We start from the raw sequence: 26,518 nt of genomic DNA on the forward strand, positions 1-26,518 counted from the left end.
CCCGCAAGCGGGGGAAGGTGCCGAAGGCGGATGGGGGCACGCCGCAGGCGCCTAAAGCGGCCCTCATCCGGCGCGGGAGAAGGAACAACATGCGCCCGCTTGCGGGAGAACGGCATGCTCCCGCAAGCGCGAGCGGGGACAGCTTCGGCGCTGCAGATCGAATGGGGATACGCCCTGGGCAGCCGCCGTCGCGATGGGCCGGTCGTCCTCAGCGCAGGTCGAGGTCGGCGACCTTGTCCTCGGCGTCGCGCTTGGGGTCGATGCCCAGCAGCATCTTGACCCCGGCCAGCAGGCTGGATTCGTTGAGCCAGACCTCGGCGCGCTCGGGGTCGAAGCGCAGCAGCACCAGCTTGGGATCGTCCTTGCCTTCGAACCAGGCGGCGATGAAGGGATTCCACAGGCGGTCGATCACCGCGCGGTCGCGGGACAGGCTGAGGTTGCCCTGGATGCTGGCGAACAGGTCGTGGCCCTTGGAGCTGAAGGCGGCGATCGCGCGGCGGCTTTCGGACAGGCCATCGACGATCGCGTTGGGCTTGCCGATGAAGAACCAGATCGGCCCCGACTCGCCTTCGACGAAGGCCGTCAGCGGCCGCGAGTGGCCGTCCTCGACGCCGTCCACGCCGAGCATCACGGTGCGGTCGGACTTCAGCGCCTTCCAGAGCTTGGCTTCGAGTTCCTGCGGGGTGGGCATGGCGGACGTTCCGTCGTGGCGTCGGCGACGCCGGGAGCCCCGTTCTAGGCGCTGCGCGGTGAACGCGACGTGCGCGGCGCGCGGTGCGCAGGCGTTCGCGCTCAGCCGGTGCCGGTCCCGTCCTGTCCGGCGCCCGCGTGCGGTGCGCCGTGTTCACGCCCGAGCCAGCGCCGCTGCCGCCGCAGCGCCCAGTGCCGGTAGGCGACGTAGCCGATGCCGGTCAGGCCGGTCAGTGCGGCCGGGATCAGCAGCGCGTAGTAGTGCATCGCGCGGAACAGCCAGGCGCCGAGGATGCCGCCGCCGAGGAAGCCGCTGATGATCAGGCCGCTGAGCGTGAGCCGCCGCAGCGGCAGCGGCATGCCGCGGATCAGGTGGCCGAGGCCGATGCCGAGGTCGGTGAACATGCCGCTCAGGTGCGTGGTGCGCACGGCGGCGCCGCTGTAGGTGGTGACCATCGCGTTCTGCAGGCCGCAGGCCATCGCCGCCAGCAGCGCGCCGTTGAGCTGCTGGTGGACGAACATCGGCACCGAGGCGGCCAGCAGCACGGCCTCCAGCGCCAGCGCCACGCCGTAGCGGCGGCCCAGGCGCAGGGTGCTGTCCTGGACGATCAGGCCGCTGAGCATGGCGCCCAGGCTGAAGGCGATCAGGATCGCCCACAGGTGGCGGACCGAGCGCCAGTCGCCTTCGACGAGCGCGGCGCCGAGCAGGCTGGTGGTGCCGGTGAGATGGCTGACGGCGAGATGCTCGAAGCCGAGGTAGCCGACCACGTTGACCATGCCGGCGATGCAGGCGAGGGTGATCGCGCCCACCCAGACCCAGCGCGGCAGCCGCTCGGTCATGGCCGCGGACGCCGCTGCAGCCGACGGGCGGGACCGCTCACGCCGGCGCCTTCAGCCGCACGCCGCGGCCGCGGCCCTCGCTGGGCCGTTCGTTGCCGATCAGTTCGATGCCGGCGGCGTCGAGCGCCTCGACGATGCGGGTCAGCGTGCCGACCATGCCGCGCACGTCGCCGGGGCTGGATTCCATGCGCTGGATCGTGGGCAGGGAGACGCCGGCCATCTCGGCTAGGCGGCGCTGGTCGATGCCGAGGAGCGCGCGCGCGGCGCGCAGTTGGGCGGCGGAGATCATGCGATCGGGGCGGGCATGCGGGAACGCTCACCATACCGCCGCCATGCCGCGCCGGGCAAGCCTCAGGCGTGGAAGACGATGTTCAGGACATCACCCGTGTCTTCGCATCCATCGATGGCCGGGGCATGCCGCAGTTCCCGGCCGCCGGGTGGCCCGGGGCCTGCGGACGCGGCTGGGCGCGCGTGCCGCAGGGCCCCGGCCGGCCGCTCAGAGGTCGGCGATGCGGGTGATCCGCGAGCCTTCCAGCGACACGCCGGCCATCAATCCGGCGTTGTTGAGCACGAAGCCGATCACCGACTGCTGCATGGTCTGGGTGTCGATGTTGCCGTTGGCGCCGACGTGGGCCACGGCGACCGTGGCATCGGCCCCGACGGTCCAGCCGTTGCTGTTGCGGAATTTGGCCAGCGCCTCGTCGGTCATGAACAGCAGGATGGTGGCGCTGGACTGCGCGCCGGCCTGCAGGCCCAGCGACCCGGCCGCGGTCCGGTAGTAGCCGGCCGTCTGGTTGCCCACGCGCAGCACGCCACGGCCGTATTCGCCGCCGACGACGAGGCCCGCGCGCACCACGGTCGGGAAGATCAGCACGCCCTTCGCGTCGCGGACGAGCTGCCGCGCATCGGGCGCGTTCTCGTAGAGCCGCTGCAGCGCGGCATCGGCGGCGCTGTCGATCTCCGCGCGCTGGGCCGAGGGCGAGGCGGCGGTGTGGCCGGCGGTGGTCGAACAGGCGGTCAGCCCGCCGCCGGTCAGGACCATGCCGGCGGCCAGCAGGGCGGCGGCGAGGCGGCGGGGACGCGGAAGCGAATGGAGAGTGTGCATCGCGCATGTCCTTATTTCGGAAGGGGCGCTTACTGTAGTCCCGGCCCTGTCGAAAACGGTTCACGCCTCGTCGACGTTGCGCGGCGCGTCCCGCCACCGGGATCGGGGGCGGGCACGCCGTGCGCGCTGCCTCATGACGACAACGGAATCGGGCCAGTTCGTCGCGGGCCTGGGCGCATCGATCTCGCCGTGACCGCGGCTCGTGCCAGCGCCTCGGCCGCGCCCGGCACCGCCGCGCCGCGCGGCCGACGGATCGCTGGATCGGCCCGGCGCCCCGCGACGCGCTCAGAGATGTCCCATATGCTGGATCGCCGCCGGCCGCACGGCGACGAAGGAGGCATACCCGCATGTGGCTTCTTGCATGGAGCATGGCGATGGGCGCCCTGGCCGTACAGGGCGACACTGGACCGAGCCAGGCCCAGGCCGAGCGCGCCGCGCAGGCGTGGGTGGACTACCACCCTGGCGACGACATCCAGTACGACTATCGCGCCGGCTTCGTGGAGGTGGCGGATCTCGACGGCGATGGCGTGCGCGAGATCGTGGCGATCGAGACGCGACGTGCGTGGGGGCCAACTTCGATTGCCACAACCAGGTCGTCGTGATGACGCCGCTGAAGCCGGACGATCCACGGCTGGTGCCCGCCCCATTGGCGGGCGCATGGGAACTCGAGGCCAGGGCGCGCATGCGCGACGTCGGTCATGGGCCGGATGCGGCCCTGCACATCCCGGGGGAAGTCGCCCGGCTGGAAGTGCGCGGCGCGGAGATCCTGGTCGAGTTCGAGGCCCGGGACGGTTCGCCCTACTGCAGGCGCAGCACCGCGGCGGATGCTCGGCGCGTGCCTTGCCCGGCGCCGGGCAGGCACCTGTGGACGCTGGTCTGGGACAAGGGGCGGCAAGCGCGCACCTTGCGCGAGTGCGACGATGCGAGCCCGCTCGATCCTCGGCGCAGCGCCGTTGCCGTCGCGCTCGACTGGGGCTGCCTGCGCAGGCTCGATCCGCCGCCCGCGACGCCTTGAGACCCGCACCGTTCGCGCGCGGCCGCGCGATCGCCGCGAAGGCGGCTGCCCTCGCGGCGGGAGGATCGGTTCACGGGCTCTGGTAGTAGACGTTGTCGATGTGGAACTCGACGTCGGCGGCTGGCGGGTCGGCGACCAGCATGAACATCTGCTTCACCGCGTGCAGGTCGAGGTCGTAGAAGGCGCTGAAGGGGATCGTCACCTCGTGCCAATTGCCGTCGCGCACCAGACCGTAACCCGGGCCGCCGGCGACGAAGTCGACCCAGCTGTCGCCGAAGGAGGTGTTGATGCCGATCTTGAAGCTGGCCTGGGTGGTGGTGCGCATGTGGAACTTCAGCGCGCCGCCGGCGTAGTTGGACATGTTGCGATAGTCGGTGACGATGCCCATCCCGAACCACTGGCCCGCGCTGGCGCGGAAGGCCATGACCTCGCCGCCCTCGAACGGCGCGGCCGGCATCGGGGTCAGGTTGTGCCACAGGAACAGGTCGGCGTCGGCGCCGAAGTCGAGCGCGCCGCTCAGCCCCGACTGCTCGCTGTAGACGCCGAAGCGGCCGGGCGGCGCAGCGGCGGTGCTGCCGATGTAGAGCTCGCTGCCCGGCGCGTCCTGGTAGAGGCGAATGTAGTCCACCTCCATGCGGCCGGGCAGCGGCGCGGTGACGCCTTCGGGCGCGAGGATGCCGGTGTAGGTGCCGCCCACGGCCAGGTTGAGCAGCAGGAAGTGCTGCTGGTGGAACTCGTGCAGCGAGGCGCCCTCGATGTCGGAGATGGCGAACTCGAAGTACTGCTGGCCGTCGATGGACACGCGGATGAACTGCGGGTCCCAGGTCATGCGGTAGACGTGGAAGTCGGTGTGCAGGTCGGTCGGGCTGTCGTAGTCCTGCCCGTAGTCGGCTTGGGAGCCGTTGTAGTCCCAGTGCACGGCGGCGCCGATGCGGCGGTTGGCCGCGCCGTCGGCGATCGCCGCGGCCGAGCCGGCTTCCATGATGTCGATCTCGCCGCGCGCAGGCCACACGCCGATGGCGCCGAGCATCCAGTAGGCCGGCCACAGCCCGTTGCCGACCTGCGGGGTCTTGATCCGCGCCTCGAGCGTGCCGTAGCGGAAGTGCATGCGGCCCTCGGTCTTCAGCCGCGCCGAGGTGAACGGGCTGCCCTGGAAGGTCTCGCGCCGCGCCTCGATGATCAGCCGGCCGTCCTCGATGCGGGCGTTCTCCGGGCGGCTGGTGTAGTACTGCAGCTCGCCGTTGCCCCAGCCGCAGATGCCGAGCTGGCAGCCGGTGCCGACGTCGTAGATCCACTTGCTGCCGTCGATGCCGGGGCCGTCGAAGTTCTCCTCCCAGACCAGGGCCTGGGCGTGCGCGTCGGGCGGCGAGAGCGTCGCCGCGCCGAGCAGGGCGGCCAGCGGCAGGGCGAGCGCGCGTAAGCGTTCCGTATCCATGGGGAGCTCCTTGGAGAGTGTGGTCGGCGCCGGAATGGCAGCCGGCGGCCAGACTTTTCCCCGGATGACAGCGTTGTCAACGGCCTCCGCCGGCAGCGCGCGGATCGTCGATGTCAGTCACGGAAAAGTGTTCAGGCGCGGTGAAACCGCGCCTGCGCGCACGAGCCCCATGCTGCGCGACAGCACGGATCCGCGACGGCGCGCGGCGCACGGCCGCGCGCCACGGGTCAGAGATCGACCGAGACCGAGACCGTGATCGTGCGCGGCGCGCCCAGCACCAGGTAGTTGGCGCCCGAAGCGCCGCCGGTGGAGGCCCAATAGCCGCGGTCGAACAGGTTGTCCACGCGCGCGCGCAAGGTCCAGGGCCGGCCGCCGGCCTGGAAGGCGTAGCGCGCGCCGAGGTCGAACCGGGTCCAGGACGGCAGTTCCAGCGTGTTGGCGTCGTTGGCGAACTGACGGCCGGTGTGCACCGCGCGCGCATCCAGGCTGAGCCCGTCCGCGCCCGGCACGTCCCAGTCCACGCCGGCGTTGAGCTGCACCTCGGGCACGCCCAGCACCGTGTTGCCCTCGTTCGCGCCGCCCTCGGTCTTCTGCAGGGTGGCGTCGAGCAGGGTGAAGCCGCCGAGGATCCGCAAGCCCTCGACCGGCTGGCCGTAGGCGCTGAACTCGAGGCCCTGGTTGCGCTGCTCGCCGTTGTCGCGCACGACGTAGTCCTCCTCGATCGCGTTCGGCTTGGCGATGCGGAACAGCGCCGCGGTCGCGCCCCAGCCGCCGGCGTCGAACTTGGCGCCGGCCTCGTACTGCTTCGAGCGGAACGGCGACAGGATCTCGCCGGCGTTGACGATCGGCGTGCCGTCGGCGCTGGTCTGCTTGACCGTCTCGCCCGGCAGCAGGGCGTCGGCGTAGTTGGCGTACAGCGAGACCTGGCGGCCGAGCTTGAACACCAGCGCGGCCACCGGCGTCGTCACGCTGTCGTCGTAGCGGTTGGACAGCACGCCGGTCGTGTAGTCGTAGCTCGACTGGCGCAGGGTCTGCCGGCGCGCGCCCAGCGTCAGCAGTACGCGATCGTCCGCCAGGCTCAGGGTGTCGGCGATCGCGTAGCTGGCAGTCTGGGTCCTGCTGGTGGTCAGCGGATCGGACATGTCGCCGACCGGGGGATTGATGGGCGGAGGCGCGATCGCGATCGGCGCATACAGGCTGCCGATGGCGTTGCGCGCGCCGGTCGCGAAGGCGTTCTGCGAGTCGAGGTCGAAGAACGAGGCGCTGACGCTGATGCGGTGACCGACCGCGCCGGTCTCGAACTCGGTGCGCAGGCCGACCTCGCCGGTCCGCAGCAGATCCTCGCGCACGTTGTCGAACTGGGAGGCGGTCAGGTTGCCGGCGGCGTCGGCTCTCGGGTTGGCGAGCACGTTGTGTTCCTTGCCGTCGCGTACGCCGAGCGCCGCCCAGGCCATCGTGGATTCGCTGAGGTCGTACTCGCCGCGGATCACGCCGAACAGGTCCTCCTCGTCGGTGAAGGTCCACGGCTGGGCGAAGTTGACGTCGGCGTCGGGCGCGATGGGGATGCCGCCGACGGGGGTGACGCTGGGGCGCGGCGCCTCGATGCGGTGGTCCTGCCAGCCGAGGTCGGCGGAAAAGCGCGCGCGCTCGCCGCGATAGTCCACGCCCAGCGCCAGCACGCCCAGCTCGCGCGCCTCGCCGAGGGCGGTATCGCCGTCGCGGCGCACCGCGTTGGCGCGCACGCCCCAGGCGCGGTCGGCGCCGAAGCGGCGCGAGACGTCGGCGGCGGCGTACCCCTGGCCGTCGTTCTCGTAGCCCAGCGTCAGGCGGGTCAGGTCGTCGTCGCCGGCGCGCTTGGGCACCAGGTTGAAGGCGCCGCCCACGCCGCTGCCGCTGGGCGCGGCGCCGTTGAGGAAGCTGTTGGCGCCGCGGAAGACCTCCACCCGTTCCAGGAACTCCGCCGCCACGTACTGGCGCGGCAGCAGGCCGTACAGGCCGTTGTAGCTCATGTCGTCGGAGTACACGGCGAAACCGCGCACCACGTACAGCTCCTGGAAGTTGCCGAAGCCGCGCGCCACGCGCACCGCCGGGTCGTTCTGCACCACGTCGGCGACGCTGCGGGCCTGCTGGTCGCGCATCAGGTCGGCGGTGAAGTTGAGGCTGTTGAACGGGGTGTCCATGACGTCGAGGTTGCCGAACAGGCCCACGCGGCCGCCGGTGGCGACCTGGCCGCCGGCGTAGGCGGGCGGCAGCTCGACCTGCGAGCCGTCGGCGGTCACCACCACGGTGTCGAGGGTCTTGGCGTCGGGGGAGGCAGCGCGGTCCTGCGCCTGCGCGGACAGGGGAGCCAGGCAGGCGAGCAGGGCGAGAGACAGGGCGCGGGGGCGCGGGAAATCGATGGACATGGTCAGCCTAGGCAACGCGGAAACGACTGGCTTGGGAACACGGGGCTCCCTGGCTGACGAGCGGAGGGCGCCCATGCGGGGCGCCCTCCAGCGGCCATTATCGCATCAAGCGCGGCGCGGCCGACATCCGCGACGCATCCGCGGCCCTGCGCCCCGTTGCGCGCGGCGTTCGCCGGAAGCCCCGCCTCGACGCGGTCAGGCGGTGTGCTGCTCGATACGCACCAGTTGCCAGCAGGGGCGCCGGGCGAAGTGGAAGAACCGCTGTTCGCGGGCTTCCGGCGTGCGGATCAGCACCGTCGTGCCGCCGTCGATTTCGTCGGAGATCAGCATTTCCCGGCCTTGCGCCTGCAGGCTGGCGGGATCGGGCATGACCGGCCACTCGACCTCGCTCAGGGGAATGCGGCTTTCGAGGTGGCGCATCGCCGGGTCCGCGTCGACGACGTAGACGCTGCTGGCGAGCGGATCGGCGACGGCGCGCTGCTGGAACGCGATCTCGCGGCCGAAGCGGGCCAGGAAGTCCCCGAAGTCCGGTTCCGGGCAGGCCGGTCCGTGGCCGATCGGTGCGGGCGCTGGCGCCGCCTCGGCGGCCGGCGGCGCGGAAGGGGCGTTGGGCCGGCAGGCGGTCGGCGCGATGCCGAGCACGGCGGCCAGCAGGACGGGGGCGAATCGATACGACAAGGTGGTCTCCGGTCGGTGCATGAGGTGGCCGCGGTGCTCGCTGGGGCGGCCCGGGCCGCATCGGTCGGGGCGCCCGCGAAGGCTCAGCGCGCCGGGTCGCCGCGCAGGCCGGCGTCCTGCCGGGGCGCGTCCGGCGCCACGGCATCGATCGGTTCCGGCGCGGGCGCGGCGGTGGCGGCCCAGGCCAGCGCGAGCGGCGAACCCGCCAGATTGGCCAGCGCCGCCAGCAGCGCCATCGCATCGCCGCGGCGAGCGGCGTCCATCAGGGCGCCGAGGCCAGCACCTTCGCTTCCGGGTTGCGGCGGCGCTTCGACCGGGGCTTGCGCCCCCAGGGCCGCGGCACCGGCCCCCTGCGCGTGGCCCGTCGCACGGCTCGCCTCCTCGAACAGGCGCAGCGCCTGTTCGAGGCTGCCGGCGAGCGGACCGTCGAGCTGCAGCCCGTCCGGCAGGGCGCCGGCCTGGCCGGGATGCTGCAGGCCGGCCTGCAACCGCTTCAGCAGGTCCGCCAGCACCTGCGGCGCGGGCCATGCCGCCTGCGCAGTGGGCAGGCCCTGGAATGCCTGCGCGGTGCCGGGACCGGCGCCGCGACCGCCGGCCGCGGCCATCAGCTCGGACAGCTGCTTCAGCGTGCGCTCGCGCTGCACGCTGTCGCGAAAGGCGTCCGGCGTCCCGCCCGGCGCCCCCAGGCCGCCCTGCTGCATGCGGCGGACGAAGTCCAGCGGATCCCGGACGAGGTCCGGTGCGGTCGCCGGCGATTCCACGGGATCGGTGGCGGGGGGCGATTCGGGACGTCGGTTTTTCACTGCTTCGCTCCTGCGGATGGGCGGTCGCACCGCCAAGGCGTCATGGAAACGGTGCGCCGCGTCGGCGCCGCGAACGCGCGGGCCCGGCCGACCTGACCGACGCGCGCGCGGTCTGCGTTCGGCTCGCGCCGGCGCTTGGGTCGAACTGCGGATGCGGCAAGCCATGCCTGCGCGCCCGTGGTCGGTACTCGGCATCGCCCGGCACCCGGCAGCATGCTCTCGGTCACGATCGCGCCATGCCCGCCTGCACTGGTTGCTGCGCATCGGGCTGGCGCGATGGCGGCGCCTGGCACGGGGTCTCGCCCTGCTGCAGCCACTCGCGTCCCTGCGGGGAGGCGGCGAAGTCGGTCATCGCCGCGCGCATGGCGGCCACGTCGCCGCGCTTGGCGGCCTCCATCAGGGCGTCCAGGCCGTTGCGCCCGGCGTCGGCGCCGGTCTGGCGGGTGCCGGCATCCTGCTGGCGATCTTCCTGCTGCGCCCGTTCCAGGGCCTTGCGCGTCTCCGGGCCGACGATGCCGTCGACGTCGAGCCCCTGCGCCTGCTGGAAGGCGCGCACGGCATGATCGGTGTTGCGGCCGAAGTCGCCATCGATCGCCAGTGGCCTGCCGTCGGCGCCGTCGAAGCCGAGCTGGCGGAGATCGCTCTGCAGGCTCCTCACCGCTTCGCCGCGATCCTCCATCCGCAACGTGCCGCCCGACTGCGGGTCGCGATCGGACCTGCCCGCGCCTTGGCGCGGGAGCCGGCCTTCGGCCAGCTCGATCAGGTCGGCTTTCTCCGCCAGCGCGCGTTCGCGCAGCGCGTCCCACAGCTGCGGCGAGCTCCTGAAAAGCCGCTGGGTGTTTTCGTGCTTGTAGTCCTGCACCGCCTCCACGATCTGCCGATCGGACAGGCTGGCCAGATCGTACGACTCGCCGAACTTGTCCCGGAGGCCGTTGCGGAAGATGCCGGGCGTCAGGTCGCGATACTGGACGGCGGTGCTCCACAGCGCGTCCTGCACCGCCGGGCCGCGATCGCCGAGGTCCAGGCCACCCTGGCTCAGGGCCCGGACCTGCACGTCGTAATGGGTGCTCTTGATGAAATCGTGCTGCGCCTGCGCGAACTGCGGGTCGGTGCGGGCCAGCTCGCGCCACCTGGCGTCGAACGCGTCGCTGGTCGGGGTCAGGCCCTGGAAGCGGGCGCCGTAAGGGGATTGATCCAGGAATTCCTGCAGGGTCCCCATCCGCGACGACAACTGGTAGGTGCCGTAGGACGCGCCGCCGTGGTCGCCTCTGCCGCTCGAGATCGTGCCCGCACCGCGCCCGCCGGTCTCGTAGCGCGCGGAGGTCATGCCGAGGTGCCATCCGTCCATTTCGTGATCTCCTGTTTCGATGTGTGGGTCGCCGTGCATCCGGCGCGAAGAACCTCAGCGTCGTTCGAGCACCGCCGCGCGGTTGGCGGTTGCGTTCACTTCGCAGTTGCCGGCATCGAGAATCTGTCCCTGGCCGGGCCGCTCGCCAGGGCTGCAGGCGGCATCGCGCTGTTCGATCCAGCGCCGCTGCTCGTCGCGCAGCGCGTCGCGCCCGGAGCCCGGCGTACGTTCCATGAGCGCCCTGTAGGCGGCATTGAGGCGGTCGTCCTGGAAGCCGTACTCCTCGTCGATGCAGTCCTGCATCGCGGGCGTGACGCCGCCGGATGCGTCGAGGCAGGTCTGGAAGGAGGGGCGGAGATCGGCCGGGGCGATATCGACCAGGTCGGAAGAGGCGGGGGCGACGGGGACTTCTTCGGGCAGCGCCTGCGCCCCCCGGAGATCGGCTGCGGCCGCCGCGGCGTCCTCATGAAGGGTCGCTTCGGCCGCTGCGGGCGCATCGCCGGTTCCGGCGGTCCCGCGGCTTTCCGTCGATTCCCCGGCAGGCGTGGAGCCGTCCGTCGAAGCGGGGGGCTGGCAACCGCCGAGCGCGCCTGCGAGCAGCACCGCCGGCAACGCGCCGAGGAGCGCGCCGGCAGGCCGGCGGCCCGGGCCGATCGCCCTGCGGCGAGCAGCCTCGCCGTTTCCGCGGTCAGATTCGCCGCGATGGATCGGATCCGCCAGGGGTTCGCTCATGATTGCCTCCTTCCAAGTCAGGGTTGATTGCGTTCCGCGGGTTGCACGTCCCACCAGGGCACCCGCAGCCGCGAGGCGTCGCCCGACACCTCGGCGTCCTCGATCGTTCCGTAGGTGTTGATCGTCAAGGTCTGCCGGCCGTCGCGGCTGGCGAAGCGGAGCAGGCAGTGACCGTCGCCGCTGCAGATCTCCAGTTCGGGCCGTCGATCGCACATCTCGCAGCGATTGGGTGTGTGCGCGCAGATGCGCTCGAAATCCCCGCCAACGACGTTGCGCTTGCAGTCGGGCTGCGACGTCGGCTGCCAGCCTTGCGCGATGATGGCGCGACGCAGGTCGGCGTAGGCCATGCCTTCGCGCAGGCCGTCGGTCGTGGGGGCGTCCGGAGCGCTCGCGGCATCGCCGGTGGCACCGGTCTCGCCGGGCGACGGGCGGCGCCTGGGCAGGTGCGGGCGGCGTCGTGGCGTCGGTCGCCGCTGCCTGGGCGTCCGCAGGCGCCGCCGCGGTAGGCTGGCAGGCCGCCAGCGTCCAGCCGACCGCCAGCGCGGCCGAGAGGCGGACCGGCAGCGCAGGTACGGTCCTGCGGGGGACGGGGAGCGCTTCTTTCATGCCGCCGGCCGATGGCTGCGGCGCATGCCGGGTGGACGTTCCGGTTGCCGGGACGACCGCCGCGCCTCGTCCCTCTTCATCGAGCGCGCGCATGCCGTTCCTGTTCCCGCGAGCGGGCGCATGTCGTTCCTTGCTTGCGGGGGAAGGAAAAAGAGAATGCCCCCCGCTTGCGCGGGAAGGGAAAAAACAGACTGCCCCCCGCGTGCGGGGGAAGGGAAAGACAGCGTGCCCCCCAGAGGGGCCTCTTTCGTGCGCCGCACGTCGATACAGGCTAGGGCGTCCATGGATACGCCCCCTGCACCGGGTCGAAGGCCACCGTGCGGCTGTCGAGCAGCGTGTCGCCGCGTCGGCGCGTCACCGTCAGCGGGTACATGCCCGCCACCACCGCGCGGTTGCGGTCCACTCCGAGGATGTTGACCTCGCCGGGTGCGTCCTCGCTGGCGCGCGGGATGCGCGAGACGTTGCGGAACGCGCCGTCGATCGGGACCTGCAGCGCGTACAGGCTCGACTCGACGCCCTGCCAGACGCCGCCGGCGACCGAGAGCCAGCCATGGCGGTCGGGGCCGACCTGGATCAATTCGCTGTCCCGGCAACCGCAGTCGCCGTTCTGTCCCATGTCGATGGCGGGGCTGGAGGCCAGCGGCGTCCACGTGCCGTCGGCGCCGGCCTGGGCCGCGAACACGCCCTGCAGCCCGGGATCGACCCGCGAATAGAGCCCCGCGTCGGGATCGCTGTAGGTCAGTACGTAGACCTGCGGACCCTGCTCGCCGGCGACCACCCTGGGCTCGGCGACGCGCATGCAGTACGCCTGCGGCTCCTCGCCGGTCTCGAAGGTGTGGCGCCAGCAGCCGCGCGAGGCGTCGAAGCTGTCGGCGCCGTAGGCCGAGCGCAGCAGGCCGTCGACGATGGACTGCACCTGCGCCGGCTCCAGGGCGGCGGGGGCGAGCGGCGGCGCCGTGGGCGCCCGCGTCGCGGCGGTGCCGGCGACGTCGGCCGGTGCGGGCCCGGCCGCGGAGGGCGAGGGCTGGCAGGCGGACAGCACCGCCAGGGCCAGCGCGCCGGCCAAGGGCGAACACCCGGTGGCGCGATGCCGGTGGGGCGGCCGTGCGGGCCGGGCGTCGTGGTGCGGACGAATCACGGTGTCGTTGCTCGCGCCGTGCGGGGGATCGATGGGGGCGGGTGCGGCGGATGCGGCCGCCGCGGTTCAGCGGACGAGATCTTCCTGCGGCGGGGGGCGGGATTCCGTGCGGGCTGCGTCGGCCTGGCGCTCGGGCTGCGGCGGGCAGCGGGCCTCGCCCTGCTGCAGCCATTCGCGTCCCTGCGGCGAGCCGGCGAAGTCGGTCATCGCCGCGCGCAGTGCGGCCAGGTCGCCGCGCTTGGCCGCTTCCATCATCGCGTCCAGGCCGCTGCGCTCCGGCGCCTCGGCGGCGGGCCGCCGCGTGTCGGCGTCCTGCGCGCGGGCCTCCTGCTGGGCCCGTTCCAGCGCCTTGCGCGTGTCGGGGCCGACGATGCCGTCGACGTCCAGGCCGTTGGCGCGTTGGAAGGCTTCCACCGCCTGCGCGGTGCGCGGACCGAACCGGCCGTCGGTCTCCAGCGGCTTGCCCTCGGCATCGCGGACGCCGAGGCGGTTGAGGTCGTCCTGCAGGCTGCGCACCGCCTCGCCGCGGTCGCGTTCGCGCAGCAGGTCCGGCGTCGGCGAGCCCGTGGCGGCGTCGCGCGACGCCGGGCGCGCGCGCGCCTCGCCGCGGTCCTGCAGTAGCTCGCGCGCCTGCGCCAGCGGATCGGTGGCGTACAGCTCGGTGCCGCGCGCATGCTTGCGCTCCAGATAGCGCTCGAGCGGGACCAGCTCGACGCCTTCGCCGCTGCGCGACTGGCTGATCTTGAGCGTGCCGTCGGTGGGGTCGCGAACCACCATCACGATGTGGTCGATGCCGCGGTAGCGCCCGGCATCCCAGCCCTTCCGGCCGTTGTCCTCGCCGATGATCATGCCTTCGCGCAGCACGTCGGCGGTGACGTCGCGGCCCTCGATCATCACCCCGGAGCGCCGCTCGACCTTCTCGACGATGCGGGCGGCATAGTCCTCCATCAGCGCGAGCCGATCCTGGCGTGGGATCACGGTCCGGCCCGCCTGGCCGTTGACCTCGTCGATGCTGGCGTTCACCAGGGTCACGACCCAGCCCGAGCAATCCACCTGGCCCTGTTCGGGATGGCGGCCGCCCATCTTGTAGGTGACGTGGTCGTACTCGCGGGTCAGCGCGTAGGCGCGCTCCAGCGCGATGCCGGGCGTCGTCGCCGTCGCGTCCTGCGCGGGCTCGCGCACGGTTTGCGGCGTCGCGTCCCGGGCGGTCGTGCCGTCGGTCGTGGTCTGGATCGACACCTGCGGGCCCTGCGCCGGTGCGGCGCCCTGTGCCGGAGCGCCTTGCGCGCGCGCGGCCTCGGCCTCGCGCCGCGCCGCGTGTTCGGCAAGCAGGTCGTCGAGTTCCAGCCGCTCGAGCGTGGTGCGGTCGGCGATGCCGGTCGCCTCCAGTCCGGCGCCTTGCTGGAACCGGCGCAGCGCCTCCTGCGTGCCGCGGCCGAAGTCGCCGTCGATCTGCAGCTGCTGGCCCTGGTCGGCCAGCGCCTGCTGCAGGAGGCGCACGCTGTCGCCCATTTCGCCGCGCTGCAGGCGGCCGTCGTCGAGCGCGCGGTCGGGCATGGCGTGGATGTGGCGGCCCACGCCCAGCGCCTCGAGCATCGCGGCGTCGGCGACGCCGGTCTGCGGCAGGCCGTTGTCGCGCTGGTAGTCGCGCACGCGGGCCTGCGTGGTGGGGCCGAACTGGCCGTCGGGCGTGCCCACCGCGTAGCCGCGCGCCTGCAGCGATTCCTGCAACTGGCGCACGCCTTCGCCGCGCTCGTCCAGTTCCAGGCGGCCATCGGCCAGCGCGCCGCGGATCAGCACGCTGCGCTCGCGCGCCGGGTCCAGGCCCAGGCGGGCGTCGAGCCGGTCCTGGTTGATGGCGATGTCGTTGTAGTAGGCGGCGTTGCTGGTGCCGTTGGCGTCGGCCACCGAGCGACCCTGGACGACCTGCGCCGCGCCGCCGGGGCCGGCGATGTGGCGCGCCTTGAGGATGCCGGCGACGTGTTCCGGGCTGTCGCCCTCGTGCAGCACGCCGCTGCGCAGCGCCTGCCGGTAGGCCTCGTCGCTGACCCGCTTGAAGGCGGCGTCCTGCAGATCGGCGGATGCGACGTAGCGCTCCAGGCTCAGGCCGTCGTTCCAGTTCGCCGGATCCTGCAGGAAGCGGGTCATGCCGCCCGAGACCGCCCAGTTCCACTCCGAACTGTGGCCGGAGTCGCGCAGGGCCCGGTCGTAGCGCTCGCGGTCGATCAGCCCGGCATCGGCCAGCCAGCCGGCGCCGGCCTGGTAGCGGCCGACGTAGCCCTGCGCGTTGGTGATCGCCAGATCGCCGCCGTTGCTCTCGGTATAGACGGTCGAGGCGACCAGGCGCCGGGTCATGGCATCGTCGAGACCGGCGATCGCGCCCTGGTTCCATGCACGCGCGGTCGCGACCGCATTGTCGCTACGAATGTCGCTCATCGCTTCGTTCCTTGGATGGTACCCGGCGGGTCCCGCCGGCAGGTGGAGAGCCCGCGGCCGCCGCTCGGCGGCCGGGCGGTCAGCGGTCGCAGTCGGGCAGCTGGATGTCGGTGCCGCCGCGGCGGAACTCGAAGTCGGTATAGCCCGGGCCATTGCGGCCGCCCGGATCGACCGAGGCGGACACGGCCAGCGTGCGCTCGCCGCCGTCCAGCGCCAGCCAGTACTCGGTCGGCGCATCGGCCGCGACCGGCGCGGCGTCGTCGCACACGCCGTCGCGCCGCACCAGCCGGTCGCGCGGCTGCAGCTGCGCCCGCAGCGTGCGCGCATAATCGGTACGGGGATGGAACTTGCGCACGATCAGGGTCCGCACCGAATCCTCGGTGCCGGCGAAGGTGGCCATCGCCTCGCCCTCGTTGCCCTCGCGGGTGCCGGCCTCGGCGCCCACGCCGCCGTCGGGCAGCACGGCGGTATCGAAGCCGGCCAGGGTCAGCCGCGCCGAGCGGCCGGTCGGATAGCGTCCGATGCCGTCCGCCGGTGCGAGCGGCGGCAGGCCGGGCACCGCCTGCAGCCGCTCCCAGGACGGCGGCTGCTCGCTGGCGAGCACGACCAGCGCCCCGCGCAGCGGGCCGGGCGCGGCCGGCGCGGCGGCGTCCGGTTCGACCGCGGCGTCGGCGACGGCGGCCGGCGCGTCGGCGGCGGGGGCCTCGACGGAGGCCGCGGGATCCGCCGCCGCGGATTCGGGCGACGGCTGGCATGCGGCCAGCAGGCTGGCCAGCGCGAGTGCGGCCAGCCGCGCCGCGCAACCGAGGAAAGGGCGTGCGCGCGCGTCGGCGCGTGGCGCAGCGGAACGGGAAAAGACGGTCGGAGAGCGGTCCGGGAACGCGGCCCGGGGGTAGCCTGTCTGCATCGCGGTGTCCATGCGTGCGGGGCGACGGCTTGCGCCGTCGCCGGGAGGCCGACCCGAGCCAGTCCGTTGGCCCGCTACCGTGAGGTCGACCGGTAGGTGTTGTGGACGGGATCGTAGCGGTACTCGTACGCCTTGTCACCCCCCAGGCGGAGGTCGGGCAGGTCGCTGCCGTCGCGGGCCAGGAACGCCACCGCGCCGTCGCCTTCGGCGGCAGGCAGCGTCCCGAGGTGCGTCCACCTGCGCTCGTCCACGCCCAGTTCGTGCGGATTGAACACCAGAACCTCGACCGCGCGGCTGCGCGCGCCGGTGGCGTCCTGCGACCAGGTCGGCACGAGCAGCAACAGCCGGCCCGAGGGCGTGGCATGCGTTTGCGGCACGCGCGAGGGATCGATCGGGTTGGCGCGCTCGGCGATCCCGAACTCGCCGATCCAGGGTTCGCTGCCGACCAGCGTCCATGGGCTGCGCGCGCCGGGGGCGCTCGCCTCGAACGTCGCCTGCGTCAGCGTCACGCGGGCCTCGGGATCGACCTCGCCGCGCGCGCGCGCATCGCCGTACTTCTCGGGTGTGATCCAGGCGAATCCGGTGTAGTAGCGCTTGCCGGCGGCTTCGAACTCCAGCCCGTACCAGTAGTGGATCCGGCTGCCGTTGGCGATCTCGTAGTCGGTGGCGCCGTCGCCGTCGATGCCGCTGATGAAGTACAGGACGCTGTCGGCGCGCGGGGCCGGCAACGCGGCGGCGGGTTCGTGGGTGTCGGCCACGTGAGGGGCTTCCTGGTTGGCGGGACTTGGGGTGGGCGTGCCCGGGGCGCCGGCGGTGTCCTGCGCGCCGCATGCGCACAGCAGCCACGGCAGCAGGGCCATCGAGCAGGTGCGCAATCGCATGGAGCGCCTCCTTGGTCGTGAACGGGGGAGTCTAGCCGAGGGCGGGGCGCGGGACGGTACGCGCATCGGCCGGCACGCACCGCAGCGCGCCGGCGGTCACGGTTCGGATGCGAGCGCATGGTGGACGGACCGGGCGCGGCGCGCCGCGGCATCGCGGGCGCGCGCGTCGGCGATGGGGCTCAGGCGTCGCCGGGCGCGTCCTCGCTCACGACGAGGTCGATGTGGACGATCGGCGGCGGGCGCAGGCGCTGCCGCAGCCGCGCCCACCAGCCGTCGCGGCCGCGCTCGTAGAGCGCGGGCTGCGCACGGATGCAGGCCAGCGCCGCCGCGTTGCCGCCGAGCGCGCCCGCGTCGAGCAACTGCCGGCCGGGACCGAGCAGGGCCGGCGCCTCCGCGCGGATGCGCTCGACGTGCGGCGCCGGCGAGGCGGCATCCAGCACGACCAGCAGATCGGGCACCGGTGCGGCACCGACGCTCACGAGGGCGAGTCGTGCGCTGGCGATGTCGGCATGGGCGCGGCAGTAGTCGCGCAGCCAGTCGGCGAAAGGGCCGGGGTGGAAGGCGCGCACGGCGTCGGCATCGTGTCGCGCTGCCCGGGTCGATGCCGGCGTCGCCAGCGTCGAGATGCGAGCCAGCAGCAACAGGCGCTCGTCGTCGAGCAGGAGGACATCCTCCGCGCCGGGGCCGGTGCGCAGGGACAGATCGAAGCGCGCCTGCTGCGCGAACTCGAGGATCGTCGCGCCGGTCCCCTCGACCAGCGAATCCGCGTCGCCGGCGATGGCCTGGGCGGCGGCGGCGCGGTCGATGCCGGCGCGCAGGGTGGGGCGGCCGTCGATGTCGAGCAGGGCGATCCCGTGCCCGCGACCGGCCTTCGCGGTGCCGGCGAAGACCATCGGCTGGGCCGCGAAGGCCGCGACGAGGGCGAGGGCCTGCCTGCCGGCGTCGTCGCGGCCCTGCGCAGCGGCCGAAAGAACGGTCTCGGCGAGCCGGTGGAGCGGGTGGCGAGTGGCCATGGCGGTGGCTGAATGCGCGAAGGGCGGGGCGCAGTCTAGCCCTGCTGCGCGTTTTCGGGGGAATCCGCCGCCGCGCGCGCATAGACCACCAGCCGCAGATGGCGCTCCTCGTCGATCGTCAGCGTGGTGTGCTCGAAGGCGACCGCCGCGCCGTCCAGGCGCAGGCGGCGCACGCCGCTGCAGGGCGCGTGCACCTCGTGCCGGCGCCACCAGGCCTTGAAGTCCGGCGCGATGCGCTCGAGCTCCGCCACCAGCGCCTGGGTGTCGGCATCGTGGGTGGCGCGGGCGTAGTCGCGGCGGAAGCTCGACAACATCTCCGGCGCCTGGCGCTCCCAGTCGACGATGCGCTCGCGCATGCAGGGGTCGGCGAACAGCATCCACAGCAGGTTGCGCCGCGCCGGCGGCTGCGCGCCGAAGCCGAACGCCGCATCCGCCGGCGCGTTGTGCGCCAGCACGTCCCAGCGCAGGTTGAGGACGTAGGCCGGGTGCGGCGCCAGGTCGTGCATCAGCCGGCCGACCAGCGGGGGGATCTGGCACCAGGTTCGGCCGGGCTCGACCGGCGGACGGGCGTGGGCGAGCAGGTAGAGGTGCCGGCGCTCGGCGGCGTCGAGCCGCAGCACGCGCGCCAGATTGTCGAGGAAGGCGGAGGAGACGCCGATCTCGCGCCCCTGCTCGAGCCAGGTGTACCAGGTGAGCCCGACCCCGGCGAGCGCGGCCACCTCCTCGCGGCGCAGGCCCGGCGTGCGTCGGCGGCCGCCGCTGGGCAGGCCCAGGTCGGCCGGCGACAGGCGCTCGCGGCGGGTACGCAGGAATTCGGCCAGTTCGCCGCGGCGGCGTTGCAGCGAGCGCGCCATCCGGTTGCCTCCAGTAACAGCATAAACGGACGGATTGTAACGGGATCGCGTGCTTCCCAGAATCGCCGCTCCCTCGATCCGCGAGCGCCCGCCGTGCCCCCAGACGCCTGTTCCGCCGTCTCCGCGCCGATCGTGCCCGCGCCGCCCTGGCGGGGCCTGTCGGTACTGCTGCTGGCCGGCTTCGTGACCATCTTCGACCTGTTCGTGGTCAACGTGGCGATCCCCAGCATGCAGGCCGGGCTCGGCGCCAGCTTCGCCCAGGTCGGCTTCATCGTCGCCGGCTACGAACTGGCCTTCGGCGTGTTGCTGATCACCGGCGGCCGGCTCGGCGACCGTTACGGGCGGCGCCGGTTGTTCGTGGCGGGCATGGCGGGCTTCACCGCCGCCTCGGCGCTGTGCGGGCTGGCGCCCACGGCCGGGGTGCTGATCGCCGCGCGCGTGCTGCAGGGCCTGGCCGCGGCGCTGCTGTTCCCGCAGGTGTACGCCGCGATCCGCGTCGGCTTCGACGGTGCGGCGAGCCGGCGCGCGTTCGCCCTGCTGGGCATGACCCTGGGTCTGGCGGCCATCGCCGGGCAGGTGCTGGGCGGCTGGCTGGTGCATGCCGACCTGCTCGGGCTGGGCTGGCGCACGATCTTCCTGATCAACGTGCCGATCGGCCTGTTCGCGATCGCCGCCGCGCGCTGGATCCCGGAATCGCGCGCGCCGCAGCGCCCGGCGCTGGACGGGCCGGGCGTGGCATTGGTCAGCGCCGGGCTCGCGCTGCTGCTGGCGACGCTGATCGAGGCGCCCGCGCGCGGCTGGCCGGGCTGGAGCGGGTGGACGCTCGCGGCCGCGGCGCTGGCGCTCGTCGGCTTCTACGCCCGGCAGGAACGGCTGCGGCGCGCCGGGCGCATGCCGCTGGTGGACATGCGCCTGTTCGCCCAGCCCCGCTTCGCGCTGGGCGGCGCGCTGGTGCTGCTGGTCTACTCGACCTCCAGTTCCTTCTTCCTGTGCTTCGCGCTGCTCGCGCAGTCTGGTCTCGGGCTCGACCCGCTGGCGGCCGGGCTGCTGTTCGCGCCGTGCAGCGTGGGCTTCGTGGCCGCCTCGCTGCTGGCTCCGCGGCTGGTGGCGCGCTGGGGCACGCCGGCGATCGCCGCCGGCGCGTTCGCCTACGCGGTGTCGCTGGCGGTGCTGATCGCGCAGGTCGGCCTGGCCGGCGACGGGCTCGAACCGTCGCGGTGGCTGCCGGCGCTGGTCGCGGTGGGCGCGGCGCAGGGCCTGATCATGACGCCGCTGCTGAACCTGGTGCTGGGTTTCGTCGAGGAAGCGCGCGCCGGCATGGCCGCCGGTGTCGTCTCCACGCTGCAGCAGGTCGGCGCCGCGCTCGGCGTGGCGGTGGTCGGCCTGCTGTTCGGCCGGGTGCTGGCCGGCGGCGGGCCCGCGCGCGAGGCGCTGTACGCGGCCGCCTTCGTCGCCGGGATGGCCTGCAACCTGGGCGCCGCGCTCCTGGCCTGCGCGCTGCTGTGCCTGCTCGCGCGGGCGGCGCGCGGGCGGTAGCGCGGATGCCGCCCGGGTGACGACACGCGTCCGGCACCGAGGCTAAGATCGGCCTTCGCCCACTGGGGAGTGCGGGAATGCCGATCCGAACGCACGCGGCCGCCGCCGCGCTGGTCGCGTGCCTGGCCGCGGCGGCGCCGCAAGCGCGGGAGCCGTCGCCGCGCCCCGAGTACGCCTTGACCACCCAGGCCGCGTTCGACGCCGGTTCGGTGCCGGCCTACGCCGGCGACCACGGCGAGGTCTACGCGCGCATCGACGCCGACCTCGACGCCCACGTCGCGCACCTGCAGCGCTGGGTGCGGCAGCGCTCGATCAGCGCCCAGGACGACGGCATCGACGCGATGGCGCAGCTGGTGGCCGACGATCTGCGCGCGCTGGGCTTCCAGGAGGTGCGGCTGGTCGAGACCCCGGGCCATCCCGGCGTCCTCGGCTACTACGATGCCGGCGCACCGCGCACGCTGGTGGTCTACATGATGTACGACGTGCAGCCGGTGGAGCCGAACTGGCGCATCGACGATCCGTTCGCCGGCGAACTGGTCGAACACGCGCTGGGCACGGTGCTGATGGCGCGCGGCGCGACCAACCAGAAGGGACCGCAGCGCGCTTTCCTCAACGCCGTCGACGCCATCATCGCCACCCACGGCACCCTGCCGGTGAACCTCTACGTCGTCGCCGAGGGCGAGGAGGAGCTGGGCTCGCCGAACTTCGGCGAGGTGCTGGCGCCCTGGGTGGACCGGCTGCGCGAGGCCGACGGCGCGTTCTTCCCGATGAACATCCAGGCGCCGACGGGCGACGTGGCGCTGAACCTGGGCGTCAAGGGCATCGTGTACTTCGAGCTGGAGGCGCGCGGCGGCGATTGGGGCGGGCCTGCGCGCTCGGAGATCCACGGCTCGCTGAAGGCGCTGGTGGATGCGCCGGCGCTGCGCCTGGTGCAGGCGATCGCCTCGCTGACCACGCCCGACGGCAACACCGTGCTCGTGCCCGGCTACTACGACGCGGTGCGCGCGCCCACGCCCGACGAGCAGCGGCTGATCAACGCGCTGGCCGAGACCGCCGACGACGGCGCCGCGCAGGCGGCGCTGGGCGTCTCGCGCTGGATCGACGGGCTGGCGGGGCGCGAGGCCATCGTGCGCAACCTGTACGACCCCACGCTCAACATTAACGGCATCTGGAGCGGCTACACCGGCGAGGGCATGAAGACCATCCTGCCGCACGTGGCCACCGCGAAGCTCGACTCGCGCCTGCCGCCGGGCCTGGAGCCGGAGGACGCCTACCGGATGATCCGCGCCCATCTCGACGCGCAGGGCTTCGGCGAGATCGCGCTGCGCCCGCTGGCGGGCTATCCGGCCGCGGCCACCCCGGTCGACGCGCCGCTGGTGCAAGCGGCGCTGGGCGTCTTCAACAAGTACGGCGCGCAGCCGCGGGTGGCGCCCTGGCTGGGCGGCAGCGCGCCGTTCTACCAGTTCACCCGCACCCTGGGGCTGCCGTTCGTGTTCGGCGGCCTGGGCCACGGCTCCGGCGCGCACGGCCCGGACGAGTACATGCTGATCCGCCCGGCCGAGGGCGTGGCTGCGGCCGGCCTGGCGGAGATCGAGCGGTCCTACGTGGATCTGCTGCATGCCCTGGCTGCGGACGCGGCGCAGTAGGCGCGCGCGTCGTGGAGGATCCCGGCCCGCCCGGCAGCGGGTTCAAGACCCGCCGCCTGCGGTTGCACCCGCTGGGTGCCGGCGACCGCGCGCTCTACCTCCGGCTGTACGGCGATCCGGCCACCATGCGCGAGGTGGGGACCGCGCTGGCTCCGGCCGCGGCCGCGCGCGCCTTCGACGCGGTACTCGCGACGTTGGCTACCGATCCGCCGGGCGCCGCCTACTGGGTGTTGCGCGATGCCGCGGGCGAGGGCTTCGGCCTGATGGCGCTGGTATTCGATGCCGCGCGCGCCAGCGCGGAACTGGGCCTTCTGCTGCCGCCGTCCCGGCAGGATCGGGGCTACGCCAGCGAGGCGATCGGCGGCCTGCTGCCCAGGCTGCGGGCGTTTCCGGGGCTGGCTTCGGTCTGGACCCGCCACCGCGAGGGCCACCATGGCGCAGCCGGGCTGATGCGCCGAACGGGGTTCGTCGCCGACGGGAACCGCGACGGCTACGCGCGCTGGCGCCTGGACCGGGCCGGGTGGCCGGCCCGCCCGGGCTTTGCATCGGTGCCGGAACGAGAATAGAGTCGCATTTCGGGAGCAGGGGAACGGCATGGGCGGACGGGGGCGACTCGCCTGCGTGGGACTGGGCATGATGCTCGGGGCGCATCTGGCGCCGCGCGCGCGCAGCCATATCGAGCAGGCCGACGTGGTGTTCGTCGCGGTCTCCGATCCCCTGGTCGAACTGTGGGTGCAGCGCATGCACCCGGACGTGCGCAGCCTGCAACTTTTCTATGCCCCTGGCCGGTCGCGCCACGACAGCTACCGCGACATGGTCGAGGCGATGCTGGCGGAAGTGCGCGCGGGGCGCTCGGTCTGCGGCGCGTTCTACGGCCATCCCGGCGTGTTCGCCGCCGTCCCGCACCGCGCCGTCGCGCAGGCGAGGGAGGAGGGGTTCGACGCGCGCATGGAGCCCGGCATCTCGGCCGAGGACTGCCTCTACGCCGACCTCGGGATCGATCCCGGCCGGGTCGGCTGCCAGCACTACGAAGCCAGCCAGTTCATGTTCTACCGGCGCCGCGTCGATCCGTCCGCCTACCTGGTGCTGTGGCAGGTGGGGGTGGCCGGCGACCGCTCGGTCAGACGCGCCTCGACCGGTGCGGCGCACCGTCGGCTGCTGGTCGAGCGGCTGCGCGAGGACTATCCGGCCGGGCACCTCGTGTGGCTGTACGAAGCTGCTACGCTGCCGATCGCCGCGCCCCGCACGGACGCCGTGCCGCTGTCGGCCCTGGCGGACGCGCCGACCGCGCAGCACACGACGCTCGTCGTGCCGCCGGCGGTGCCGCTGCAGCGCGACGAGGCGATGCTCGCGCGGATCGCGCGACTGGAATGCCAAGCGGACGTATGGGCCGGCGCGCCGGCCGGGAACTGAGGGGAAGAGGGGACTGCGATGTCGGATGCGATCGGCTTTCTGGACACGATGGGGCGGGGCGCCTTCGCGGCGGACCCGGGTGCCGCGTACGCGGCAGCGGTCGAGGCGCTACAGATCGACGCAAGCCAGCGCGAGGCGCTGCGCGCGCGCGATGGCGCGGCGCTCGGGCGGCTGTTGCGGGCGCGGGCGCTCATGATGTGCATGGTCGCCACGCCCGACCAGGGCGAAACCGAGGGCCCGCTCGATTCGCCCGATCGCGATGAGGAAGACGACCGGGACGATCGCGGTGACCGAGACGGCATCCGATTCGATCCCGACTGAAGGGATGCGCTGCGCAGGAAGCACACGCCATGAGATCGGTCCGGCACGGTGTCATGCTCGTCACGTTGCTCGCCTTGGCGCCCACCGCCGTGGCGAATCCGTCCTTCGATACGTTGCTCGACGAGGCGGTGTCGGTCCGGACGTCGGACGTTGGCAGGTTCCGGGAATTGCTGGCCCGGCTGGATGAACTCGCGGCGTACGCGACGCCGGCTCAGCGGACCCATCTTCGGTTGTTGCACGCCCATCGGTTGGTCATCGGTGGAGATCCCCAGGGCGCGATATCGCTGTTGGAGCCGATCGTGTCCGGCGGTGCGTCCAGCGAGACCCGCTTCGAGGCGGGAGGACTGCTGGCCAACGTCTTCGCGATCACCCGGCAATTCGAGAAAGCCCTGGCGACATTGGATCGGATCCTCCCGCTCCAGGACGAAGTCGCCCGCCGGGAGGTGCTGCATCGGGGGCAGCTCAGCGCGGGGATCGTCTACAACCAGGTCGGAGAATTCGGGTTGGGGTTGCAGTTCGCTTCGAGAGTCCTGGCGGATCGGCCTGACGGACGCAGCCGCTGCATCGCGGAAAACCTGTCGCTCGAATCGCAACTGGGAAGAGGCGGCGGCTTCGATCGCGAGATGGCGGAGCGGGCGATTCGTCACTGCGATGCGCAGAAGGAGCCGATCCTGGCCGGGTTCTCGCGGACGTACCTGGCCCGTGCGCTGCATGCGCAGGGCAGCACGTCGGAGGCGATCGAGCTCCTTGCGGAGTATCTGCAGACGGTCGAGGACACGGGGTATCCGCTGCTGATCGCCCATTATCACGCCCTGCTGGCCGAATACCGCATGGCGACCGGGGACCGCGAGGCTGCCAGGATGCACGCGGAGCAGGCGGTATCGCAAACGCAGACGCTGGCACTGGTCAGCGCGGAACCGCTCGTGATCGCGTTTCGGACGCTGTACCGGCTGGCGGAAGAGCGCGCTGACCCGAAAGAGACGCTGGCCGCATATCGTGCGTTCGCCGAGGCCGACCGCGCGCACTTCAGCGACGTCAAGTCGCGCGAGATGGCCTACCAGATCGTGCGCCACCAGTCGCAGCAGCAGGCGCAGCAGATCGAGCTGCTGAACCAGCGCAACGCGTTGCTCGAACTCGAGCGACGCGTCGCCCGCCAGCGCGCGCGGGCGTGGCTGGCGCTGGCGGTGCTGCTGGCCGGGTTGCTGGCGAGCATCGGCTACTGGGCGCTCAAGACCAAGCGCCTGCAGATGCGCCTGAAGCGCATGGCCGAGACCGACATGCTCACCGGCGTCGGCAATCGCCATCACTTCACCCAGGAGGCCGAGCGGCTGCTGGCGCAATGCCGGCGCGAGGGCCGCGTCGCGGCGCTGCTGGCCTTCGACCTGGACCATTTCAAGCAGGTCAACGACCGCTTCGGCCATGCCGCGGGCGACTGGGCGCTGCAGCAGGTCGCCGCCGCCTGCCAGGCCCTGTGCGGCCCGGACGATCTCATCGCTCGCATCGGGGGCGAGGAATTCGCCATCTTGATGGTGGGCCGCGACGCCGCCGCGGGCCGGCGGGTCGCCGAGCAGGCGCTGGCGCGGCTGGCGGCGATCGATGCGACATCCGCCGGCTACGACTTCCGGATCGGCGCCAGTTTCGGCGTCACCGACACCTGCCTCTCGGGCTACGGGCTGGAACGGATGCTGTCGCACGCCGACCGCGCCATGTACGCGGCCAAACGCGCGGGGCGCAACCGTGTGCACCAAGCCGATGGCAGCGCCAGCGTGCTTGCCGTCGCCGGGTTCGCCGCCGGCGATCCCGACGATCAGCCGAGGCCCACGCCGGCGCGCAGCGCGCTGGCGTCCTGAGCGGCCTCTGGCCCGCATCGACATCCAGCGCGCGCCTCTCCACCGGCAAGCGGGGAGCGTTCTGTGTTTTCCTTCCCCCGCAGCGGGGAGCACTCTGTTTTCCCTTCCTCCGCGAGCGGGGGCACTCTGTTTTTCCCTTCCCGCGGGAGAAGGGACGGCATGCTTCCCGCTCGCGGGAGAAGGGACGGCATGCTTCCCGCTTGCGGGAGAAGGGACGGCATGCTTCCCGCTTGCAGGAGAAAGGACAGCATGCTTCCCCCTTGCGGGAGAAGGGGCAGTACGGCCTCGCAGGCAACGGACGGCTCCGGCGTTGCAGGTGCACCCTAGAACGTCACCCGGATCGATTCCGCGCTGCGCTGCGACGGGCCGTGGTAGACGGCCTCGATGTTGTTGCCGTCCGGATCGAGCACGAACGCGGCGTAGTAGCCGGGATGGTAGGCGCGCTCTGCCGGCGCGCCATTGCCGGTGCCGCCGGCGGCGATCGCGGCGCGGTGGAAGGCCTCCACCTTGGCGCGGTCGTGCGCCTGGAACGCGAGGTGATGGCGTCCCGTGAGCTGCCCCAGCGCGGCGGCGCTGTCGGCGCTCGTCACGAACAGCTCGTCGGCCCAGAACCAGCCGTCGCCGGTCCCGCCCATGGGCAGGCCCAGCGCGTCCAGTACCGCGGCGTAGAAGCGATGGCTGGCGTCGAGGTCGCGCACGACCAGCTGCAGGTGGTCGATCAGCCGGCCGCGGTGGATTTCGTCGGTGTCCATGAGCACGCCTGAGGTCGGGGGGCGATCCGGTATAGCACCTCGGCGCTGCGAACGCGCGCGGCTGTCGGCGGCGCGTGGCGGACGCTATGCTGTCGCGCGACCGAAACCGCCTGG

At 72.8% G+C, this 26,518-nt stretch carries 26 protein-coding genes; 8 read left to right on the top strand and 18 right to left on the bottom strand.

From position 1 onward, the window contains the following. Positions 1-208: 208 nt before the first annotated feature. The 4 genes from Z164_RS0107830 to Z164_RS0107845 all read right to left on the bottom strand — a co-directional run bounded on the left by Z164_RS0107830 (position 209) and on the right by Z164_RS0107845 (position 2,635). On the bottom strand, positions 209-691 hold the full coding sequence (locus Z164_RS0107830) for a pyridoxamine 5'-phosphate oxidase family protein (RefSeq protein ID WP_024890151.1): 483 nt from the start codon (positions 689-691) through the stop codon (positions 209-211). Between the two features lie 101 nt (positions 692-792). Beyond that, complete coding sequence (locus tag Z164_RS0107835; protein ID WP_024890152.1) at positions 793-1,530, bottom strand: YoaK family protein; 738 nt, start codon at positions 1,528-1,530, stop codon at positions 793-795. 37 nt (positions 1,531-1,567) lie between these two features. Then, positions 1,568-1,819 carry a helix-turn-helix domain-containing protein gene (locus Z164_RS0107840; protein WP_024890153.1) on the bottom strand — a complete coding sequence of 84 codons (252 nt, stop codon included), beginning with the start codon at positions 1,817-1,819 and terminating at the stop codon, positions 1,568-1,570. Between the two features lie 207 nt (positions 1,820-2,026). After that, positions 2,027-2,635 carry a BPSL1445 family SYLF domain-containing lipoprotein gene (locus tag Z164_RS0107845; protein WP_024890154.1) on the bottom strand — a complete coding sequence of 203 codons (609 nt, stop codon included), beginning with the start codon at positions 2,633-2,635 and terminating at the stop codon, positions 2,027-2,029. 347 nt (positions 2,636-2,982) lie between these two features. Here Z164_RS0107845 and Z164_RS0107850 point away from each other — a divergent pair, with 347 nt between their 5' ends. Further along, positions 2,983-3,237, top strand: a complete 255-nt coding sequence (locus Z164_RS0107850; protein WP_024890155.1) for a hypothetical protein — start codon at positions 2,983-2,985, stop codon at positions 3,235-3,237. Then, a complete protein-coding gene (locus tag Z164_RS0107855; protein WP_152540885.1) occupies positions 3,198-3,650 on the top strand; it encodes a hypothetical protein in 453 nt (150 codons plus the stop codon). Before Z164_RS0107850 ends, Z164_RS0107855 begins: the two co-directional genes overlap by 40 nt. 70 nt (positions 3,651-3,720) lie before the next feature. Here the strand turns inward: Z164_RS0107855 and Z164_RS0107860 are convergent, their stop codons facing one another. The 13 genes from Z164_RS0107860 to Z164_RS0107920 all read right to left on the bottom strand — a co-directional run bounded on the left by Z164_RS0107860 (position 3,721) and on the right by Z164_RS0107920 (position 18,886). Continuing rightward, complete coding sequence (locus Z164_RS0107860) at positions 3,721-5,085, bottom strand: glycoside hydrolase family 16 protein (RefSeq protein ID WP_024890157.1); 1,365 nt, start codon at positions 5,083-5,085, stop codon at positions 3,721-3,723. A gap of 227 nt (positions 5,086-5,312) precedes the next feature. After that, the gene (locus Z164_RS0107865) at positions 5,313-7,490 is read right to left on the bottom strand and encodes a TonB-dependent receptor (protein ID WP_024890158.1); all 2,178 of its coding nucleotides are present in this window, start codon (positions 7,488-7,490) and stop codon (positions 5,313-5,315) included. Between the two features lie 195 nt (positions 7,491-7,685). Next, on the bottom strand, positions 7,686-8,168 hold the full coding sequence (locus Z164_RS0107870) for a hypothetical protein (RefSeq protein WP_024890159.1): 483 nt from the start codon (positions 8,166-8,168) through the stop codon (positions 7,686-7,688). Positions 8,169-8,251: 83 nt separating this feature from the next. Further along, the gene (locus Z164_RS0107875) at positions 8,252-8,971 is read right to left on the bottom strand and encodes a hypothetical protein (protein ID WP_152540886.1); all 720 of its coding nucleotides are present in this window, start codon (positions 8,969-8,971) and stop codon (positions 8,252-8,254) included. A 223-nt stretch (positions 8,972-9,194) separates the two neighbouring features. Beyond that, positions 9,195-10,319, bottom strand: coding sequence for a peptidoglycan-binding domain-containing protein (locus Z164_RS20200; protein WP_024890161.1), 1,125 nt, complete (start codon positions 10,317-10,319; stop codon positions 9,195-9,197). Between the two features lie 54 nt (positions 10,320-10,373). Next, the gene (locus Z164_RS22385) at positions 10,374-11,051 is read right to left on the bottom strand and encodes a lysozyme inhibitor LprI family protein (RefSeq protein WP_024890162.1); all 678 of its coding nucleotides are present in this window, start codon (positions 11,049-11,051) and stop codon (positions 10,374-10,376) included. Between the two features lie 17 nt (positions 11,052-11,068). After that, on the bottom strand, positions 11,069-11,398 hold the full coding sequence (locus tag Z164_RS22390) for a hypothetical protein (protein ID WP_024890163.1): 330 nt from the start codon (positions 11,396-11,398) through the stop codon (positions 11,069-11,071). A 530-nt stretch (positions 11,399-11,928) separates the two neighbouring features. Continuing rightward, positions 11,929-12,795, bottom strand: coding sequence for a hypothetical protein (locus Z164_RS0107895; RefSeq protein WP_236621774.1), 867 nt, complete (start codon positions 12,793-12,795; stop codon positions 11,929-11,931). A gap of 66 nt (positions 12,796-12,861) precedes the next feature. Then, positions 12,862-15,231, bottom strand: a complete 2,370-nt coding sequence (locus Z164_RS23085) for a peptidoglycan-binding domain-containing protein (protein WP_024890165.1) — start codon at positions 15,229-15,231, stop codon at positions 12,862-12,864. A gap of 79 nt (positions 15,232-15,310) precedes the next feature. Continuing rightward, positions 15,311-16,138 (bottom strand): hypothetical protein, encoded by an 828-nt coding sequence (locus tag Z164_RS23090; protein WP_160170685.1) that lies wholly within the window; start codon positions 16,136-16,138, stop codon positions 15,311-15,313. Between the two features lie 74 nt (positions 16,139-16,212). Continuing rightward, entirely contained in the window at positions 16,213-17,019 is an 807-nt protein-coding gene (locus Z164_RS20215; protein WP_152540887.1) for a hypothetical protein, read from the bottom strand. Positions 17,020-17,198: 179 nt separating this feature from the next. Continuing rightward, positions 17,199-18,032 (bottom strand): hypothetical protein, encoded by an 834-nt coding sequence (locus Z164_RS0107915; RefSeq protein WP_024890168.1) that lies wholly within the window; start codon positions 18,030-18,032, stop codon positions 17,199-17,201. A gap of 35 nt (positions 18,033-18,067) precedes the next feature. After that, the gene (locus Z164_RS0107920; RefSeq protein WP_024890169.1) at positions 18,068-18,886 is read right to left on the bottom strand and encodes a helix-turn-helix transcriptional regulator; all 819 of its coding nucleotides are present in this window, start codon (positions 18,884-18,886) and stop codon (positions 18,068-18,070) included. A gap of 132 nt (positions 18,887-19,018) precedes the next feature. On the opposite strand from Z164_RS0107920, the gene Z164_RS0107925 reads away from it, so the two are divergent. From Z164_RS0107925 to Z164_RS0107950, 6 genes are all read left to right on the top strand, one after another. Then, positions 19,019-20,422 carry an MFS transporter gene (locus tag Z164_RS0107925; RefSeq protein ID WP_236621775.1) on the top strand — a complete coding sequence of 468 codons (1,404 nt, stop codon included), beginning with the start codon at positions 19,019-19,021 and terminating at the stop codon, positions 20,420-20,422. A gap of 77 nt (positions 20,423-20,499) precedes the next feature. Continuing rightward, entirely contained in the window at positions 20,500-22,068 is a 1,569-nt protein-coding gene (locus Z164_RS0107930; protein ID WP_024890171.1) for a M20/M25/M40 family metallo-hydrolase, read from the top strand. 11 nt (positions 22,069-22,079) lie between these two features. Next, positions 22,080-22,634, top strand: a complete 555-nt coding sequence (locus tag Z164_RS0107935; RefSeq protein WP_024890172.1) for a GNAT family N-acetyltransferase — start codon at positions 22,080-22,082, stop codon at positions 22,632-22,634. 28 nt (positions 22,635-22,662) lie between these two features. Next, complete coding sequence (locus Z164_RS0107940; RefSeq protein WP_201769580.1) at positions 22,663-23,481, top strand: SAM-dependent methyltransferase; 819 nt, start codon at positions 22,663-22,665, stop codon at positions 23,479-23,481. 18 nt (positions 23,482-23,499) lie between these two features. Continuing rightward, positions 23,500-23,802: a hypothetical protein gene (locus tag Z164_RS0107945; RefSeq protein WP_024890174.1), complete on the top strand. Its 303-nt coding sequence runs from the start codon at positions 23,500-23,502 to the stop codon at positions 23,800-23,802. Between the two features lie 53 nt (positions 23,803-23,855). After that, positions 23,856-25,652: a tetratricopeptide repeat-containing diguanylate cyclase gene (locus tag Z164_RS0107950; protein ID WP_152540889.1), complete on the top strand. Its 1,797-nt coding sequence runs from the start codon at positions 23,856-23,858 to the stop codon at positions 25,650-25,652. A 323-nt stretch (positions 25,653-25,975) separates the two neighbouring features. On the opposite strand, the gene Z164_RS0107955 is transcribed toward Z164_RS0107950, so the two are convergent. Continuing rightward, positions 25,976-26,404: a VOC family protein gene (locus tag Z164_RS0107955; RefSeq protein WP_024890176.1), complete on the bottom strand. Its 429-nt coding sequence runs from the start codon at positions 26,402-26,404 to the stop codon at positions 25,976-25,978. Between the last annotated feature and the right edge of the window lie 114 nt (positions 26,405-26,518).

The organism is Luteimonas huabeiensis HB2, assembly GCF_000559025.1.
Taxonomy (GTDB): Bacteria; Pseudomonadota; Gammaproteobacteria; order Xanthomonadales; family Xanthomonadaceae; genus Luteimonas; species Luteimonas huabeiensis.